This is a genomic window from Xanthomonas euroxanthea (genome assembly GCF_900476395.1).
GTDB lineage: Bacteria > Pseudomonadota > Gammaproteobacteria > Xanthomonadales > Xanthomonadaceae > Xanthomonas > Xanthomonas euroxanthea.
The window spans coordinates 254,262-269,796 of record NZ_UIHB01000010.1; the positions used below are offsets into that span (position 1 = coordinate 254,262).

Here is a 15,535-nt window from a genome sequence, read left to right on the forward strand (position 1 = left end):
GAACAGGGGTTGGATGCATGACATGGATCATCGTGGCCACGGTCGTCACCACGCTGGTGGTGGGGCTGCTGCTGCTCAACTTCGCCACGCCCGAGAAAAAGCTCGAGCACATCCCCAGCCATTGCTACGACGTGTCCGACCCGCAGTTCAAGCGCGAGATGTCGGTGTTGCTGGGTCCGGCGATCCTGCCCGGCAACAAGATCCAGGTACTGCATAACGGCAGCGAGATCTTCCCGGCGATGCTGGCCGCCATCCGCAGCGCGCAGCGCACCATCACCTTCGAAACCTATATCTACTGGTCGGGCGAGATCGGCCGCGAGTTCAGCCAGGCGCTGTCCGAGCGCGCGCGCGCCGGGGTCAAGGTGCGCGTCACCATCGACTGGGGCGGCAGCCTGAAGATGGATGCGGCGCTGGTCGAGGACATGACCAAGGCCGGGGTGGAAGTGCATCGCTACCGCCCGCTGACCTGGTACAACCTGCACCGCGTCAATAACCGCACCCATCGCAAGCTGCTGGTGATCGACGGCCGCATCGGCTTCACCGGCGGCGTGGGCGTGGCCGACCAGTGGATGGGCGATGCGCAGGACCCGGAGCACTGGCGCGACTCGCATTACCGCATCGAAGGCCCGGTGGTGGCGCAGGTGCAGGCCGCCTTCAACGACAACTGGATCAAGAGCACCGGCCGCGTGCTCAACGGCGCCGAGTACTACCCGGAGCTGGCACCGGCCGGCGACAGCGACGCGCAGCTGTTCGTGGCCTCGCCGGCCGGCGGCAGCGAGAGCATGCACCTGATGTACCTGATCGCCATCGCCGCGGCGCGCAGCTCCATCGACCTGGCCGCGGCCTACTTCGTCCCCGATGCGCTGATCACCCGCTCGCTGCTGGAAGCGCGTGCGCGTGGCGTACGCATCCGCGTGCTGCTGCCGGGCAAGCATATCGATGCAGTCTCGGTGCGGCTGGCCTCCAAGGCCAGCTGGGAGCCGCTGCTGCAGGCCGGCATCGCCATCCACGAATTCCTGCCCACCATGCTGCATACCAAGCTGCTGATCATCGACGGCCTGCTGGTCTCGGTGGGCTCGACCAACTTCGACATCCGCTCGTTCCGCCTCAACGACGAGGCCAGCCTGAATGTCTACGACCGTGACCTGGCCGCGCAGATGACCGAGGTGTTCGAGCGCGACCTGCAACGGGCCGAACCGTACACACTGGAGCGCTGGCGCAAGCGGCCGCTGCGGCAGAAGCTTGGCGAGAAGCTGGTCCTTCCGTTCCGCTCGCAGGTGTGATGCAGCGCGGACGCCGCAAGCAGCTGCGGCGCCCGACAACCCTCACGACAGTGGCGGCAGCACCGCGATCGGCGCAGCCTGCAGCCGCAGCTGGCGCAGCCGCCACCACAGCCCGCCCAGATGCACCAGCGAATACAGCACCAGCGCCGCGGCGATGGCCAGCGTCAGCGGACTGGCCTGCGATCCGGCCGCCGCCGCGCCCGCGCTGAAGGCGCCATCGGCCCAGCGCCAGGCCAGGCGCCCGAGCAGCACCAGCATCAAGCCACCGCCGATCCACGGATTGGGCGTATACCAGCCGCGTCCCTCCACCCATTCGGCATGCGTGTAGCGCAGCGATGCGGCGCCCAGCCCGATGCCGACCAGCGCTCCCGCGGCGATCCCTGGCCGGACCTGCGGCAAGCCATAGACCGCGTATGCCAGCGCCGCCGCGGCAACCACCAGCACCACGGCGCGCAGCGCCGTGCTCACCGGCTTCCAGCGCTGGCGGCCGAAGCTGCGGCGGATGCGCCGGTAGTAGAGGAAGGCGATGGCCGCCATCGACAGATACGGCGTCAGCGGTGCGATGGCAGCAGCGGGCATGGCGATTCCTTTGCGGGGTGAGGTGACCACCGCAGAATGAAACCGCCCCCAGTAGCGAACAAGGTGCCAAGTGTCACTTTCTGCGCGCGCAGGCGGCCTGGCCGGGCCGGGCCGCCACGTCCGGCCATCGCGACGGACCAGAGGCCCTCGCGCAGGACCGCTTTCCCTACCACTGCCAATAAACGCCTCAACCGCACGCCAGCCGTTGCCACACGCGAACCAGAGCCGCACGGGTAGACTTGCCGGCAGAGCTCCCCACCGCAGTGCCATGTCCGCCATCAAGCAAGAAGCCCATACGCTGATCGACACGCTGCCCGAGACGGCAGGATGGGACGACGTGGTTCGCGTCGTGGACACCGCCAGCTTCGAGGCCGCCGTGCTGGAGGGCATGGCCGCAGCGGATCGGGGCGCGGTTGTCGCACCGGCACAGGTGGCGGCACTGTTCGCCAGATGGGGCGTTGATGTTGCGGCGTGACTGGACCGTCCCGGCCGCCAGGCAACTCGCACACGCCCAGGATCACTACCACGCGCTCAGCCCGACCGCCGCCGCCGCGATGGCGCGGCGGGTGCTGGACGCCACCCGCACCCTGGCCGAGCAGCCCGGGCGCGGCCGCGCCGGCCGCGTCGCCGGCACCCGCGAATGGGTGGTCAGGCAAACGCCCTACGTGCTGGTCTACCGCGTGCGCGACGACGCGCTGCAGCTGCTGCACGTCCGCCTGGAGACGCAGGACTGGCTGCCGCGCACCGAGCCGCTGATCGAACGCATCGAACCGTGGATCGCCGCGCTGATCAGCGCCCTGCTGCATGTGCTGATGCTGCTGATCCTGCTGTCGGCCTCCACGCCCACCATGACCCCGCCGCAGGGCTCGGCCAGCGGTGGCCGCACCAAGGTGGATTTCGTCGGCGACACCTCCACGCCCGACCAGCCGGTTCCGTCCCCGACGCCCACCCCGCCGTCGCCAACGCCCGCGCCCGTGCAGCCGCCGCCGGCCGCCTCGCCGGTGCAGTCCACCCTGGTCAAGACCGCCAAGAACCCGATCCCGCCGGCAGGCAACACCCGCCGCGGCGGCCTGGTCGAGCAGCGCCAGACGCAACCGGTGCAGCGCCCCACCCCGCCGCAACCGCCGGCAGAACCCTCGTCGCCGCCGCAGCGCCGCCCCGAAACCTGGACCGGCCGCCCACCGGGCATGCTCGAAGAAGAGGCCGATGCCGCCGAAGACGGCCTGTCCAACACGCCCACCATCAGCGAAGGCCGCCGCCGCGACCGCAGCAACGCCCAACCCAGCATGGATGTGGGCGGGTACCAGGTCTATTACGAAGTGCGCAGCGAAACCCAGCTGCGCAACTGGCGCGACCAGGGCATGAAGGAACTGGCCATCATCCTGCCCGGCACCCAGTACCGCATGGTCTGCCCGTTGGAAGTCGCGCTCAAGCGCGGCTCCAGCAAATGCCGCCTGCTGCCGCCGGACTCGCCGGAGCTGAAAGACATCGGCGATGCCCGCGAGGTCATCAACATGATGGAGGTCTACAAGCAGGGCGAGCCGGTGTGGCGCGGGCCGGGGCCGTATCGGTGAGTGGTGGGGCCAGGTTGGCCCCGGATTCCACTACGGCTGGTGCGGTGATGACTGCTTCGATACCGGGTGTGGTGAAGTTGTCTAAGTGCTTGCACTTCTCTAAAGTGCAAGCAGCCTGATTCCACCGGGAGGGCGACATGCCTTCTTTCACCGTCCGCAATATCCCCGATGAGGTGCATCGCGCGATCCGCGCGAGGGCCGCACTCCACGGCCGCAGCACCGAGGCGGAGATCCGCGCAATCCTTGAATCAGCGGCCAAACCGGCAGACCGGGTCAAACTCGGCTCCCTGCTGGTGGACATTGGCCGCGACGCTGGCCTGACAGCAAAACAGGCCGACGCGTTCGACACCTTACGCGACAAGACCGCAATCAAGCCGATCAGCCTGAAGTGATCCTGCTCGATACCAATGTCATCTCCGAGCTTTGGCGGCCTCAGCCCAACCCGAAGGTCGTTGCCTGGATCGATGCGCAGGCTGTCGAGACACTGTTCCTGTCTGTGGTAACGGTGGCCGAATTGCGTTATGGCATTGCCGTGATGCCCGAGGGCCGCAAGCGATCCACGTTGCATGCACGGTTGGAAAGCGATGTATTGCCACTGTTCAATGGGCGCCTGCTGGCGTTTGATCTGGACGCATCGCACGCATTCGCGACACTCGCATCGAAAGCCAGAGCCGCAGGACTCACACTCGGTCGCGCCGATGCCTACATCGCTGCAACGGCAGCCGCGCAAGGCCTGACCGTTGCCACCCGCGACACGGCACCGTTCGCGGCGATGGCGCTGGACGTCATTGACCCGTGGAGTTGATCCGGAGCGTGCGGTGATAAACCGCCGTTTCGCCCGCCCCCTCCAACGTGCTGCTTTGAAAACAGCAGCCGAACGCGCCGAAGCTGTCTTCGGCGCGTTCGCCGATTACCCGGCGGTTACAGACATCAGCGGCCCTGGTCTTTGCCCAGTTTGGTAGCCAGTGCTCCCTTGAACGGCGCCGGATTGCTGGTCACCAGGCAGTTGTAGGGTTTGTCGCTGTTGAGAACCAGCACGGATGACTGCGGCCCCTTGAAATCCAGCCCGACCGAAAACAGCACATAGGTGTCGGGCAGCGCGCTCGGCCGAAACGCGCCGAAGGCATACTCCCCAGCCACGCCCAACGGCGCCAGCGGTATCGTCACCGTCAGCGGCTGTGTGGCCACAGGCGATGGCAGCGACGAGGACGCGGACATCATCTTGGATTGCACTTCGATGGAGTACTTGGTGGTGACCGCCGAGCCCAGGTACTTGGAAGCTGGTGCAGAAACCTGCTTGCGACATGCCGCAATGTCTTCGGGTTTCTGATCCTGCTGACCGGTCTGCAGCGTGGCAAAGACATGGGTCAGCGTGACCGTGTCCGTCTTGCTGACCGGTGCTGCAACAGCAGCGTCCATGCACAGCGCGGCCACGACGAGTGAAAGGCCACAGGCCGCAAGCGCACCGCGATAGCTGGTTTTACGTTTCATTTCGATCGTTCCCTGGTGTGTGATGCAAGGTGCCGGCAGCGGCTGTTGCGCGGCTGCCGCTTGCGCCTTGAATGGATAATCGCAACGGCACCTGTGCATAACGCCAAGCGGCAGATGATCGATTGCGTACGATGACGCCCTGCGTGTGTGTGGGAAGCACCACACCTACGCCACCCAGCTGGCCACGCCGCTGGTGTGCTCATCGTTGAAGACCAACGCCTCGCAAACCCGGCAAATCGTCTCAACAACCTCGTTGCGTGATGCAGTTTGGAATTCGGGAGCGAACACCGCGCTGTCCATCGCTCACATCGAGCATCAGTCGAGGCAAAGCAACTATTTGAAGCGCTTAGGGACTTGCAACTTCCAGTAACGCCACTGAATTGTGGTCGTCTACTTGAAGAGGCGTGGATTGCAGGAATATCCCAATGCATACATTTGGATGTGGCACAAAATAGATCGCCTGGGCAGCCCTGACGATCCAACTCAGCTATTCATCAACCATGGGAAGCTTGTAGTACGCTGGTATCGTCTGCACGGAAGGAGTATTGATGTACCAGCCTGCCTGGGAAGGCTCAAGACTTCGCGGGCATTCTATTCAAGTGATTGGTTGTATCAGGAGATCACCATGCCACGCATCGTGCTAAACGGGTGGGCCGCAACGCTCGCACTCACTGGGCTTGCGGTGCTCCCGCTTTCATCCTGCGCCAATGCAGATACTGCACGCACCGCTTCGACACAGGAAGACACCATGAAATCAGGAGCCAGCCCAATGCTTGAAGAGATTTATGCATCAAAAAAGCCCGTTCGATTCGAACAGGTCGACGTTAGCAGCATCGTTGCCAAGTACGTTCCTCTGGGAACAACAAAGTTGGTTGTGCTGGAGACGTTCAGCAAATCTCCAACGTCCAAGATTGTTGAAGACACCCCAGGTAGGGTGGTCGTCAGGGACAATAAGGGGCAGGCAATGCTTGATCCAGATGCACGTTCCGTCGTGATGACTTTTTCTTTGGATACCGACGGCAAGGTGACACACGTCGACGCCGTCCACATCAAGAATCAGTAAGCCAACGGAGACTGTCATGGACGAGAAGATTGAAGTTGGATATCGGAACATCGGGTCTGCGCTGGGCAAGGAATACCACCACAAATTCCTTCTCTACACAGATAACGAGGGTAAGCAGCACACCATCAGCGGCTGGACCGGCGATGAGCAACCTGGATTGCCGTATGGCCGCATGCACGTCGAGACTAACCTGCCCTACAACCGGGCCAACCCCGATCATCGCGACAACCCGAATGCGGTTGGACAAAAGCAATATCGCGAAGAGATCACACACGGTGCGGACTTGTCGGGAACCTGGGCACGCATGGTCGCCAATGCCAAGAGCAAGGATGACAAGTATCCCTACGATCCCCAGTTGCAAAACTCCAACACACTGGCCGATAGCGTACTGCGGGATGTACGCCTTCCGGAACCAAAGAACGATGGCGTTTTCGGCCACTGGGCGCCTGCATCGGGACGACAGCTCGACGAATCGATCCAGCCGTCGGTGCCAGGATTAGGTAACTCAGGGCGTACCTTCAGCGCAGGCGGAGCACCACTCGATCCGCATCAGGAAGCGCGGCTACGCGATGACCCATTGTTCAAGCAAGCCTTGGCGGGGCTCGATAAGCTCGGCCCGGATGCAGGCGTCTACACCAATCAGCAAGAAAAGGAACGTATTGCCGGTGCCCTGGCGGTCCAGGCCAAACTCAATCGCCCGCCGCTGCCCGAGATTCAGGACGTTATTCCCAATCACACAAACGGCAATATTTTCGCGACGTACAAAAATCCAGGAAATGACATGGATGTATTACGCACGCACGTGGATAAGGCCGAAGCCGTCAAGCAGCCATTGGCCGAGAACCTGCAGAAACTCGAAGTTGCCAATCAACAGGCCGTGCAGGCGTCTACGCAGGAGGCATCACGCACGGTGGACCAACCAAGTCATGGTGCACTTGGAATGCGGTGAACAGCAATTGGGAATACAGTCGTATCGTCTTGCTCCCGCAGCAAGCCTTCCGCATTGCTGACTGCGCGGACATAGGCGCCGATGTCGAATGTTTGATCGATTGGGACGCGCATGGCAGTGATCGAATCTAAAGCCGGCTTTAGATTGTTCCGGCAGTGAACAGGAACAAGCGGAACCTAGAAAAGATATTAGATTGGCTGCCTGTCAGACATTTACCTGGTTGGAACTGACGCGGGCTTTCGTTTTAGTTACTTGGGGCTGGCGAGGCTGACCCAGCTTCACGCTATGGCTTGCGCTGCTCGTGATACCGGGTGGAGTCGGGGTCGGGTCCGGTTGAGGAGGTGATTCCTGGACAGGCAGATCGGATACGGTGACCTGACCTCGCGATGGCGGCGCACGGTCGGCCGGGAACTGGCTACAGTCTGCGCAGGGCCGTGTGTGCCCGCCTCGTCCACCTGCGTTCCAAAGGATCTGCATGTCCCTGCATCGTCTTGTTCCCCGCCTGGGTCTGGCCATTGGCCTGTTGTGCGCCTGCGCCGCGCACGCCGCCGCACCGGCAGCGGCCCATCGCCTGCTGCGCGTCACGCTGGACGGGGCCAGCGACCAGCCCGTGTCCGGGCGCCTGCTGGTGTTCGCCACGTTGGCCAAGGACGCCCAGGCCGCGGCCAAGGATGGAAAGGACGGCAAGGACGGCAAGGTGGAAGAGGTGGACGTCAGCCCGTTCCGCCCGACGGCGGTGGCCGTGGCGGCGCAGGAGGTGACCGCGCTCGCCCCCGGTGCCAGCGTCGAGATCGACCTGGACAACATCGCCTTCCCCAGCGGGTTTTCCGCGCTGCCGGCCGGCGAGTACCTGTTCCAGGCCGTGCTGGATCCGGACCACAGCTACGGCTACAGCGGCCGCGATGGCGGCGATCTGCTGAGCGAGGTCACCGCGGTGACGCCGGGCAAGGGCAAGCCGTTGCCCACGCTGAAGCTCAGCAGGCAGGTGCCGGTATCGGACGACCCGTGGCAGGTGTCGCCGCGGGCGCCGCAGGCGATCCGCGACGCCATCCCGGAGGCCAGGCTGCATAGCGCGGACGCCTCGCTGGTGAGCCCGGCGCTGAGCGCGTTCTGGGGCCGGCCGGTGTCGCTGCGCGCCCGCGTGCTCACCCCGCCGGGCTACGACGCCAAGGCCGCTGCCCGCTATCCCACCGTGTATGTCACCCACGGCTTCGGCGGCAACTACAACCGCTTTGCCGGCAGCATCGCCGCCGCCTGGAGCGCGATGGCGGCCAAGCAGATGCCGCCGATGATCTGGGTGTTCCTGGACCAGTCCACGCCCACCGGCACCCACGAATTCGCCGACTCGGTCAACAATGGCCCCTGGGGCACCGCACTGACTGAAGAGCTGATCCCCGCGCTGGAGCGCCAGTACAAGATGGACGGCAAGGCCAGCGGCCGGTTCTTGAACGGGCATTCGTCCGGCGGCTGGGCCACGCTGTGGCTGCAGACGCGCTACCCCAAGCTGTTCGGCGGCACCTGGTCCACCTCGCCCGACTCGAGCGACTTCCACGACTTCACCGGGCCGGACCTGTACGCGCCCAATGCCAACGTCTACCGGCGCCCGGACGGCAGCCAGTTCCCGCTGATCCGCGATCAGGGCAAGGTGGTGGCCGACCTGGAGACCTTCGCCAGGCTCGAACGCGTGCTCGGCCCGTACGGCGGCCAGCTCACCTCGTTCGAGTGGGTGTTTTCCCCGCGCGGGCCCGACGGCCGCCCGCTGCCGATGTTCGACCGCGACACCGGCAAGGTGGACCCGGCCGTGGTGGCCTACTGGCGCACGCACTACGACATCGCCGCGCGCGTGTCCGCGCAATGGCCCACGCTCAAGCCGGACCTGGACGGCAAGATCCACCTGATCGTCGGCACCGCCGACACGTTCTACCTGGATGGGGCGGCGCGCAAGTTCCAGGCGGTGCTGGACGGCCTGGGCGCCAAAAGCGACTTCCGCTACCTGGAAGGCCGCAGCCACTTCGACCTGTACAAGGAGGGCGAGGACAGCAACGCCTTGATGAAGAAGATTGCCTGGGAGATGTACGCCGTAGCGCGACCCAAGCAGTAAGCGCGCCCACGCACGGCCGGCGCTGTCGATCGACGGGCCGGCCACCGGCGCGCCAAGGCGCGCCGTGCAACGCTGTCAATCCTCAGGCCGAGCGCTTGGACAACTCCCACTCCAGCTGCTGCCTGAGCACCAGCAGCAGCACCTGCAGGCGGCCACCGCGCACCAGCGCGGCCGGCGTCTGCCCGTCCAGGGCGTTCATGGGCTTGCGGAACCAGCCGATCAGCGCCTCGTTGTTGCCACCGTTCAAGGCCCAGGCGTGGCAGACGATCTCGCCCAGGTTCTCGATACCGGTGCTGCCCAGCAGCTTGAGGTGCTCCGGCGTGAAGGCGAACAGCGTCAGCACCAGCTCGGCATCGGCCGCCTTGCCGTAATCGGCCTCCATCTGCTGGCTGTGCGCGGTGCTGTAGATCAACGCTTGCGCGCGGAAGTCTTCGGCACGCCGCATGCCGGTGAGCAGTGATGCAATGAGGTCGGCGCGTTCCATGGGGCAGTCCAGCGGTGTGATAGCGCGCACGCTATCGACGTTGCTGCCGCCGCTCAATCAGGAGACTCCTGACAGGCGGTATCGGCGTCAGCGGCCGTTATAGTCCGCGCCAGCCGGCGTTGGTGCCTGGCGGCGGCGTTGGCGGCCGATTGCTGCTTGCGCGCGGCCGCCGTAGCGGCGTCACCCATTGGCCGTGCTTGACGTGGACATTGCTAGGATTCGGGCGCGTTACTGGCAGCAGCCCGCGCCTGCAAGGCTGCAGTATTGGAGTGTCATCTCATGAGGAGTTGTCAGATGCCCTGGAAATCCGCCCTCGCCGTGCTTGCCCTGTCCACCGCCGCGCTGCCGGCGCTGGCCCAGTCCGACCGCCAGGTGGTCGAAGACATGCTCACCCGCTCGGCCAATGTCTGCCCCGGCCACAGCACCGACCGCACCGCGCCCACCGTCAAGGCCGTGCCCGTCGGCGCAGTGCGGGTGATGTTGGAACGCGGCCTGGTCATGTGCCCGGACCGCCGCCTGGATGCTGCCGCGCCGGCGGTGTTCTACGGCCGCCTGGGCGTGTTCGCCTGGAACCCGGAAGTGCCCGCCGGCAAGACGGTGATCGTCAAGCAGATCGACACCATGACCCGCAACGAGGAATACCCCGCCGAGACGCTGGTGTGGGACGCCAAGGGCACCGCGCTCAAGCAGCAGACCGTGCCGATGTTCGAGCCCAAGCCGGGTGCGGCGGTGTTGTACAAGGTGCGTTGAGGCTGACGCGATTGCCCGCGGCGCCCGGTCAGACCCTGGCGCCGCGCTGCCCGCTCGCTTCGGCCGCATCGTCCGGACCATCGACACCGAGGCGCTGCTCGTAAATCTCATCGACCACACCGCGCACCGCGCGGGCGGCGTTGAAGATGCTCTCGCCCAGAACCGACAGACTGGTGGCATCCAGCGGCTTGCCGCTGCACACCGCCACCATGTCGCTCTGCGCAGTGATCGTGCGCAGCAGCGAATGGAACTGGTCGATCTGCTGCAGGGTGACGCCGAAGGTGAGGGGCTCTGCTTGCGTCTGCACCGTGGCCATATTGGGAGTTTTCAAAGTCGTCATGGCATCCATCCTCGACATGAGCGGACGAAATATCCGCCGCTCGAATTTATCCCTTTTTCAGATATTTGAAAAGGGGATATAGCTTCAGTGCGGCCTTTCAACGTTGCCGCCATGCCAATCAAGTCGATCCACAAAGACCATTACGACGTCCTGCTGCAGCAATTGCGCGAACTTCGCCTCTCAGCCGGGCTAACGCAGGTCGCCCTGAGCACTGCGCTGGAGCGCCCGCAGTCGTATGTAAGTGATGTTGAGCGCGGCAGTCGCCGGATGGATCTTCTCCAGTTGCGGGACTTCTGCAATGCCTGCGGAACTTCATTGACCAAGTTCGTTACCGAGTTCGAGAAGGAACTGAAGTAGTCCACTGGGCAGTGCGTGGTGCTTCGTTCCTAATTGTTCGGTCCGACCGTCGCTGTAAAACTCCGCGGCTCGCCGGTGATCGGGTCATCGAACGCCAACGTATGCGCGAACAACTGCAGCGGCCGTTCCGGATCATCGGGCCGCTGGTCTTCCAGCTCTGGATAGAAGCGGTCATGCAGGATCGGCGCGCCCAGCGCGGCCATGTGCACGCGCAACTGGTGCTTGCGCCCGGTGACCGGCTCCAATCGATACGTCCACGTGTCTGCGCCGCGTGCGACTACATCGATCACCGTCTCGCTGTTCGGCTCGCCCACACCCTCGCGCATGCGGAAGAACGGCTCGCCCGACTCCAGCTGGCTGCGATGCACATACGGAAACGTCAGCCCCGGCAGCGGTGGTGCGACTGCCAAGTAATGCTTGCGAATACGCCGCTCGCGGAACAGCGCCTGGTAGATGCCGCGCGTGGACGGGTTGGCAGAGAACAACACCAATCCGGCAGTGTCCCGATCGATGCGGTGCAGCGGCACCAATGCGGGATTATCGAAGCGCCGCACCAATCGCGTCAGCAGCGTCTCGCGCACATACGCTCCAGCTGGACCCACGGGCAGGAAATGCGGCTTGCACGCAACCACCAGATGTGCATCCGCATGCACCACCGTCTCGGCAAATGGAATGACCGGCTCGTCCACTACCTCGCGGAAGTACAGAATCTCGGCACCTAAGCTATACGGCGCAGAGACATCAAGCGCGCTGCCTTCGGCATCCAGCACACGCCCACGCGCGAAGCGGTCCTGCCAGATGGCGGCATCCACACCCGGAAAGCACGCGCATAACGCCTCCAACACCGTGGACCAGGGGCCGGACGGGAGCTGGAACTGGCTGGCGGGAAGGCCATCAAGCATCGGGCGTGCTGGAAGCATGACCACAACAAGGCGCACTCATACGAAGAGGGATGGAATCGTACCCTGGCCGCGTTTTCCGTTCTCTCCTGATTTCTGCAAAGGTGAACAGACAAGCCCCAACCGCAACGAGTGACTGTCAGGCGATACGCATAACGCCACGTTAGGCAATGCCGCAGCTCCATACCAAGTAGATGGGGATGCGCTGTTGCTTCAGACACCAACCGGTCTTGGGCGTGCGAAAGACATTTCGGTTCTTCAGTAGTGACTTTTGCCAACAGCCTACCTGCGATTTTTTGTACCGTAAGCGAATTGAAAGCTGTTGTTTGCAGTAAAGTCGCTGTGCCCTACGCCCGATTCGCCGATAGTGCAGATCAAGGAAGCGTTCAATGAGAGCTCAAAGAAGATTCAACAAGAAGATCATGCGTTGCATGTCACTCACCATAGTCGCGCTGAGTGCAGCATGCTCGAATGCTTCGCCACCGGCTGGTGAGACGGTCGGTAACTTTGCAAACAAGTGGGCGTACGCCACAGCCTGCGGTTCTGGCCACTTTCTGAGCGTTGACCTCAATCAGCAGAAGAGCCATGTCACGGGAGAGTGGAGCGAAGGAACCAACGTGCGTGGGGGTGGCGGAAAATTGGAAGGGGATGTGCGTAGCGGAAAGCTCTACGTTCGCTACTGCAGCGATGATGGCGAGGCAGGCTATGAGGCATGCCCCAACTTCTCGGGGGAGGAAGATTACTTCGTTCTTGAAAAGGGGGCCTTGGTTCGCTACCAGAAGTTCGGCAATACATATAAGCGAGATGTCGCCCTGCACCCTGATATCAAGGGCAAGCAAATTCCATCCGAAACCTGTGCGGACACGGAGAGCGACTCATGAGCAGGCTGACAGATCAGGAGTTGCGGGCCACGCTGTACTTTGCTGTCGGCGTTTCATCCGAAAGCGGATATGCCGCTTATCAATTGGAAGTCGCTGGCGACAATCTCAGAACACCGTTGCTAGAGCCGGCCGACAACAGTGGCTACACGATCGGCACCATCCAAACTGACTTGGGACAGCACTATCAGCCGAACACGCCTAACGGAGAGAACGTTCCAAGGGACCTCGTGAATGCCTATCAGCAATGGGCGCATGGGCAGCAGCAAGATCTTGTTCTCAGCCAACAGCAGGTTGATCAGACAATCGCCGATCTTGGCCGTAACGGCCGCGCTATCCGCGTTGATGCCGGTCGGCCTCTCGATGCGGAGGTGAAATCCAAGCTAGACACATTCCTTTCTTCGAACGAAGGCATCAGCTGGGTACATCAACGCGATGTGGCGCAAGTCGACAAGTTGATGGATCGTGCTATCGCGCCCTTGCAGCGGAGTGAGCTCTACCAGAACGCGTCTCTGGACGACCAAGTAAAGTTGGCGACGATGGTTGGGAAAGCCTACAACCAGAACGAAACGCGCACCGCGCCGATGATCCGCAACATTGAGGCAAATCAGTACCATTCGCTCACGGATGTGAGTGCCGCCATTGATGATCTGAATTCAAGGGCGACTGGACGTGGCGACTATCTGGAAGCTGGGCGAGACAAGGCGCTGGAGGGCGCCGACGTGATAAATGCATTGCGCAATGCGGATTCGCGTAGCCCGCTTGCAACAGCATGGACCAATGTGGTGGCCAATCCGCTTGTGGATCCGACAACACTCAATGCGCCGCATGCAGGCCAAAACTTGGCGCACGAATACCATGCGGTGAAAAACCTGTTTCTGCACTACAACCGTGCAGAGGAATTCGTGAGCGCGCTGGATCGTGGCGCTACCTATCAAAATGCTTCAACGGACCGGGCAGACCCAACGCGATTCAATGGTGCCGGCTTTTATGCTGCCGGTAACGACTTGGTGACCTGGGACAAGACAGGTCAGGGTCACGCATTCTTGAATGATGCTTGGAGCGGTGTTGAGCGGCAGAATCTTGCGCGAGTGCGCAACGATGACGGAACCACAGATCTGAACATCAACGAAAATGGTCAGGCGCGTAGATTGCTGCATGTCGATCCACATGCAAATCCATTGCGCGGATCGGAAGAACCAGCGCAGCCAACGCTGCATGATCAGCCGCCCGTGGTGCCTTGGCATGGTTCTTTATTTCCATCACAGGACCCGCTGCATCGCCAAGCCGAAGATGCTGTTCGCCGCCTTGAGCAAGGCCTCGGCCGTGAGTACGACGACAACAGCGCACGGCTGGCAGCAAGTAGCGCGTACTTAGCTAAAGAGAATGGGCTGACAAGAATCGATCATGTCGTGCTGAGCGAGAACTCTAAGTCTGTGCGACAAGGCGAGAACCTGTTCGTTGTAGAGGGGGCGTTGAACGATCCCGCACACAAGATGGCGCACATGAAGACGAACGACGCCATCGCACAGCCGGTTGAACAATCTCTGGCGCAATTGCAGTCCTTAGGTGAGACGCAGCGGCAGCAACAGTCCCAGCAACAAGAGCAGCAGCGCGAACAATCGATCACTCCGCCGCCTCGTATGGTATGAGAAGGCACGAAATAACTTTGGCCCTGAGGTTTCGCGAGGGCATTAATACTCCGACGCACGCGGGCGCGCTGATGGACGCATAAGCGGCCTCAAGCGTTGGAGCAAGAATTTGGTTTCTCACTTTCGAGCGCGTGAGGCTGATGTCTGGTGGGAGATTGCTCGCAACGGCGCAGATGCTCTGCTGACAAAACCTGTTGCAGCGGCTATGGTCGAAGCTGGGACGGGGGTTCTTGCATGGGACGCAGAAAGAAGCAAACCGGGTTTGAAGCATTGGCTGCATTGCCGTGGCCGGCTGGCTTGGTTGCAGGAGTCGCTGCGTATCTTGCGGTGCGCTACGGCATAAGCTGGTGGTTTTCTCACCAAGGCGGAATGCTGTCGCAAGGCTTCACCCAGCAATCGAGCGGAATGTTCGCGCCATTGGCGTGGACGCTGCTCGGCGTCTGCTGGCTTGCTGCGCTGTTCTCCTATCTGGGCACACGCAGCCGGCGACGCTTTCTGGAAACACGCACAAGCCTGGAGAGCCTGGCCGCCGGCGGCTGGCGCCAGTTCGAACTATTGGTGGGTGAAGCATTTCGCCGCCAGGGCTACAGCGTCGAAGAAACAGGCCTGGGCGGCGCCGACGGCGGCATCGACCTGATCCTGCGCAAGGACGGCCGCCGCACGCTGGTGCAATGCAAGCAATGGAAGCGCCAGCAGGTCGGAGTCAGCGTCGTGCGGGAGATGTACGGCCTGCTCGCCCATCACCAAGCCCACGCAGTAAAGATCGCCTGCATCGGCACCTACACGAAGGACGCTGAGCGCTTCGCCGAAGGCAAGCCGATTGAATTGATTGGCGGCGAGCAGTTATTGGACATGATACGAGCGGTGCAAACAACCGCCACAGCGCAACCGGCACCACAAGCAGCACGCGTCGAACCTATCCTTTCTTCAACTGAGTCTGCCATTTCTGGAACCACTGCGACACCAGACTGCCCGCTCTGCGGTAGCGCGCTTGTAGGGAGAATAAACCGGCGCACTAAGGAGAACTTCCTAGGCTGCAGCCAGTTCCCGAAGTGTAGAGGGACCGCGTGAGTAAACCTGACCCCAGCTTTTATCACATGCTTATAGAGTGCATACCGAACGTTGTCAGCTTCGT

At 62.6% G+C, this 15,535-nt stretch carries 17 protein-coding genes and 1 pseudogene; 13 read left to right on the forward strand and 5 right to left on the reverse strand.

The annotated features are described in order from the left end of the window. Window positions 1–17 precede the first annotated feature (17 nt). A complete protein-coding gene (locus CPBF1521_RS21045; protein WP_164739333.1) occupies window positions 18–1,283 on the forward strand; it encodes a phospholipase D-like domain-containing protein in 1,266 nt (421 codons plus the stop codon). A 42-nt stretch (window positions 1,284–1,325) separates the two neighbouring features. Here CPBF1521_RS21045 and CPBF1521_RS21050 read toward each other — a convergent pair whose 3' ends face one another. Then, window positions 1,326–1,862 (reverse strand): CcdC protein domain-containing protein, encoded by a 537-nt coding sequence (locus CPBF1521_RS21050; protein ID WP_115678179.1) that lies wholly within the window; start codon window positions 1,860–1,862, stop codon window positions 1,326–1,328. Between the two features lie 268 nt (window positions 1,863–2,130). On the opposite strand from CPBF1521_RS21050, the gene CPBF1521_RS21055 reads away from it, so the two are divergent. From CPBF1521_RS21055 to CPBF1521_RS21070, 4 genes are all read left to right on the forward strand, one after another. Next, window positions 2,131–2,337 carry a hypothetical protein gene (locus CPBF1521_RS21055; RefSeq protein WP_104586339.1) on the forward strand — a complete coding sequence of 69 codons (207 nt, stop codon included), beginning with the start codon at window positions 2,131–2,133 and terminating at the stop codon, window positions 2,335–2,337. After that, complete coding sequence (locus CPBF1521_RS21060; protein WP_115678180.1) at window positions 2,324–3,436, forward strand: type II toxin-antitoxin system RelE/ParE family toxin; 1,113 nt, start codon at window positions 2,324–2,326, stop codon at window positions 3,434–3,436. The genes CPBF1521_RS21055 and CPBF1521_RS21060 overlap by 14 nt, the downstream gene beginning before the upstream one ends. 137 nt (window positions 3,437–3,573) lie before the next feature. Then, complete coding sequence (locus tag CPBF1521_RS21065) at window positions 3,574–3,828, forward strand: FitA-like ribbon-helix-helix domain-containing protein (RefSeq protein WP_102582218.1); 255 nt, start codon at window positions 3,574–3,576, stop codon at window positions 3,826–3,828. Then, window positions 3,825–4,241, forward strand: a complete 417-nt coding sequence (locus CPBF1521_RS21070) for a type II toxin-antitoxin system VapC family toxin (RefSeq protein ID WP_104627459.1) — start codon at window positions 3,825–3,827, stop codon at window positions 4,239–4,241. The genes CPBF1521_RS21065 and CPBF1521_RS21070 overlap by 4 nt, the downstream gene beginning before the upstream one ends. Before the next feature lie 125 nt (window positions 4,242–4,366). On the opposite strand, the gene CPBF1521_RS21075 is transcribed toward CPBF1521_RS21070, so the two are convergent. Next, window positions 4,367–4,927 (reverse strand): hypothetical protein, encoded by a 561-nt coding sequence (locus tag CPBF1521_RS21075; RefSeq protein WP_115678181.1) that lies wholly within the window; start codon window positions 4,925–4,927, stop codon window positions 4,367–4,369. A gap of 625 nt (window positions 4,928–5,552) precedes the next feature. On the opposite strand from CPBF1521_RS21075, the gene CPBF1521_RS21080 reads away from it, so the two are divergent. The 3 genes from CPBF1521_RS21080 (at window position 5,553) to CPBF1521_RS21090 (ending at window position 9,040) form a co-directional block, all read left to right on the forward strand. After that, window positions 5,553–5,990, forward strand: coding sequence for a DUF6393 family protein (locus tag CPBF1521_RS21080; RefSeq protein ID WP_235858493.1), 438 nt, complete (start codon window positions 5,553–5,555; stop codon window positions 5,988–5,990). A 16-nt stretch (window positions 5,991–6,006) separates the two neighbouring features. Then, a complete protein-coding gene (locus tag CPBF1521_RS21800; RefSeq protein ID WP_328589321.1) occupies window positions 6,007–6,939 on the forward strand; it encodes an XVIPCD domain-containing protein in 933 nt (310 codons plus the stop codon). A 475-nt stretch (window positions 6,940–7,414) separates the two neighbouring features. Then, window positions 7,415–9,040 carry an alpha/beta hydrolase gene (locus CPBF1521_RS21090; protein ID WP_115678182.1) on the forward strand — a complete coding sequence of 542 codons (1,626 nt, stop codon included), beginning with the start codon at window positions 7,415–7,417 and terminating at the stop codon, window positions 9,038–9,040. 82 nt (window positions 9,041–9,122) lie between these two features. Here CPBF1521_RS21090 and CPBF1521_RS21095 read toward each other — a convergent pair whose 3' ends face one another. Further along, window positions 9,123–9,524, reverse strand: coding sequence for an antitoxin Xre/MbcA/ParS toxin-binding domain-containing protein (locus CPBF1521_RS21095; RefSeq protein ID WP_126968946.1), 402 nt, complete (start codon window positions 9,522–9,524; stop codon window positions 9,123–9,125). Window positions 9,525–9,818: 294 nt separating this feature from the next. Here CPBF1521_RS21095 and CPBF1521_RS21100 point away from each other — a divergent pair, with 294 nt between their 5' ends. Then, the gene (locus CPBF1521_RS21100; protein ID WP_181901323.1) at window positions 9,819–10,274 is read left to right on the forward strand and encodes a hypothetical protein; all 456 of its coding nucleotides are present in this window, start codon (window positions 9,819–9,821) and stop codon (window positions 10,272–10,274) included. Window positions 10,275–10,302: 28 nt separating this feature from the next. Here CPBF1521_RS21100 and CPBF1521_RS21105 read toward each other — a convergent pair whose 3' ends face one another. Then, window positions 10,303–10,614 carry a hypothetical protein gene (locus tag CPBF1521_RS21105; protein ID WP_181901324.1) on the reverse strand — a complete coding sequence of 104 codons (312 nt, stop codon included), beginning with the start codon at window positions 10,612–10,614 and terminating at the stop codon, window positions 10,303–10,305. Between the two features lie 111 nt (window positions 10,615–10,725). On the opposite strand from CPBF1521_RS21105, the gene CPBF1521_RS21110 reads away from it, so the two are divergent. Continuing rightward, window positions 10,726–10,971 (forward strand): helix-turn-helix domain-containing protein, encoded by a 246-nt coding sequence (locus CPBF1521_RS21110; RefSeq protein WP_010364309.1) that lies wholly within the window; start codon window positions 10,726–10,728, stop codon window positions 10,969–10,971. Between the two features lie 29 nt (window positions 10,972–11,000). On the opposite strand, the gene CPBF1521_RS21115 is transcribed toward CPBF1521_RS21110, so the two are convergent. Next, complete coding sequence (locus CPBF1521_RS21115; RefSeq protein ID WP_181901325.1) at window positions 11,001–11,873, reverse strand: RluA family pseudouridine synthase; 873 nt, start codon at window positions 11,871–11,873, stop codon at window positions 11,001–11,003. A gap of 386 nt (window positions 11,874–12,259) precedes the next feature. Between CPBF1521_RS21115 and CPBF1521_RS21120 the strand changes: the two genes are divergently transcribed. From CPBF1521_RS21120 to CPBF1521_RS21130, 3 genes and pseudogenes are all read left to right on the forward strand, one after another. Further along, window positions 12,260–12,751, forward strand: a complete 492-nt coding sequence (locus CPBF1521_RS21120; RefSeq protein ID WP_115678186.1) for a hypothetical protein — start codon at window positions 12,260–12,262, stop codon at window positions 12,749–12,751. Window positions 12,752–14,007: 1,256 nt separating this feature from the next. Next, window positions 14,008–14,400 (forward strand): annotated as a pseudogene (locus CPBF1521_RS21805) (XVIPCD domain-containing protein); the annotation flags it as partial. A 234-nt stretch (window positions 14,401–14,634) separates the two neighbouring features. Beyond that, the gene (locus tag CPBF1521_RS21130) at window positions 14,635–15,471 is read left to right on the forward strand and encodes a restriction endonuclease (RefSeq protein ID WP_115678187.1); all 837 of its coding nucleotides are present in this window, start codon (window positions 14,635–14,637) and stop codon (window positions 15,469–15,471) included. Window positions 15,472–15,535 lie beyond the last annotated feature (64 nt).

Bases quoted from the DNA above. Each gene is read 5' to 3' on its own strand.
- CPBF1521_RS21080 (WP_235858493.1), top strand. From the start codon at position 5,553: ATGCCACGCATCGTGCTAAACGGGTGGGCCGCAACGCTCGCACTCACT.
- CPBF1521_RS21110 (WP_010364309.1), top strand. From the start codon at position 10,726: ATGCCAATCAAGTCGATCCACAAAGACCATTACGACGTCCTGCTGCAG.
- CPBF1521_RS21055 (WP_104586339.1), top strand. From the start codon at position 2,131: ATGTCCGCCATCAAGCAAGAAGCCCATACGCTGATCGACACGCTGCCC.
- CPBF1521_RS21050 (WP_115678179.1), bottom strand. From the start codon at position 1,862: ATGCCCGCTGCTGCCATCGCACCGCTGACGCCGTATCTGTCGATGGCG.
- CPBF1521_RS21105 (WP_181901324.1), bottom strand. From the start codon at position 10,614: ATGACGACTTTGAAAACTCCCAATATGGCCACGGTGCAGACGCAAGCA.
- CPBF1521_RS21800 (WP_328589321.1), top strand. From the start codon at position 6,007: ATGGACGAGAAGATTGAAGTTGGATATCGGAACATCGGGTCTGCGCTG.
- CPBF1521_RS21095 (WP_126968946.1), bottom strand. From the start codon at position 9,524: ATGGAACGCGCCGACCTCATTGCATCACTGCTCACCGGCATGCGGCGT.
- CPBF1521_RS21045 (WP_164739333.1), top strand. From the start codon at position 18: ATGACATGGATCATCGTGGCCACGGTCGTCACCACGCTGGTGGTGGGG.
- CPBF1521_RS21090 (WP_115678182.1), top strand. From the start codon at position 7,415: ATGTCCCTGCATCGTCTTGTTCCCCGCCTGGGTCTGGCCATTGGCCTG.
- CPBF1521_RS21100 (WP_181901323.1), top strand. From the start codon at position 9,819: ATGCCCTGGAAATCCGCCCTCGCCGTGCTTGCCCTGTCCACCGCCGCG.
- CPBF1521_RS21130 (WP_115678187.1), top strand. From the start codon at position 14,635: ATGGGACGCAGAAAGAAGCAAACCGGGTTTGAAGCATTGGCTGCATTG.
- CPBF1521_RS21115 (WP_181901325.1), bottom strand. From the start codon at position 11,873: ATGCTTGATGGCCTTCCCGCCAGCCAGTTCCAGCTCCCGTCCGGCCCC.
- CPBF1521_RS21120 (WP_115678186.1), top strand. From the start codon at position 12,260: ATGAGAGCTCAAAGAAGATTCAACAAGAAGATCATGCGTTGCATGTCA.
- CPBF1521_RS21065 (WP_102582218.1), top strand. From the start codon at position 3,574: ATGCCTTCTTTCACCGTCCGCAATATCCCCGATGAGGTGCATCGCGCG.
- CPBF1521_RS21075 (WP_115678181.1), bottom strand. From the start codon at position 4,927: ATGAAACGTAAAACCAGCTATCGCGGTGCGCTTGCGGCCTGTGGCCTT.
- CPBF1521_RS21060 (WP_115678180.1), top strand. From the start codon at position 2,324: ATGTTGCGGCGTGACTGGACCGTCCCGGCCGCCAGGCAACTCGCACAC.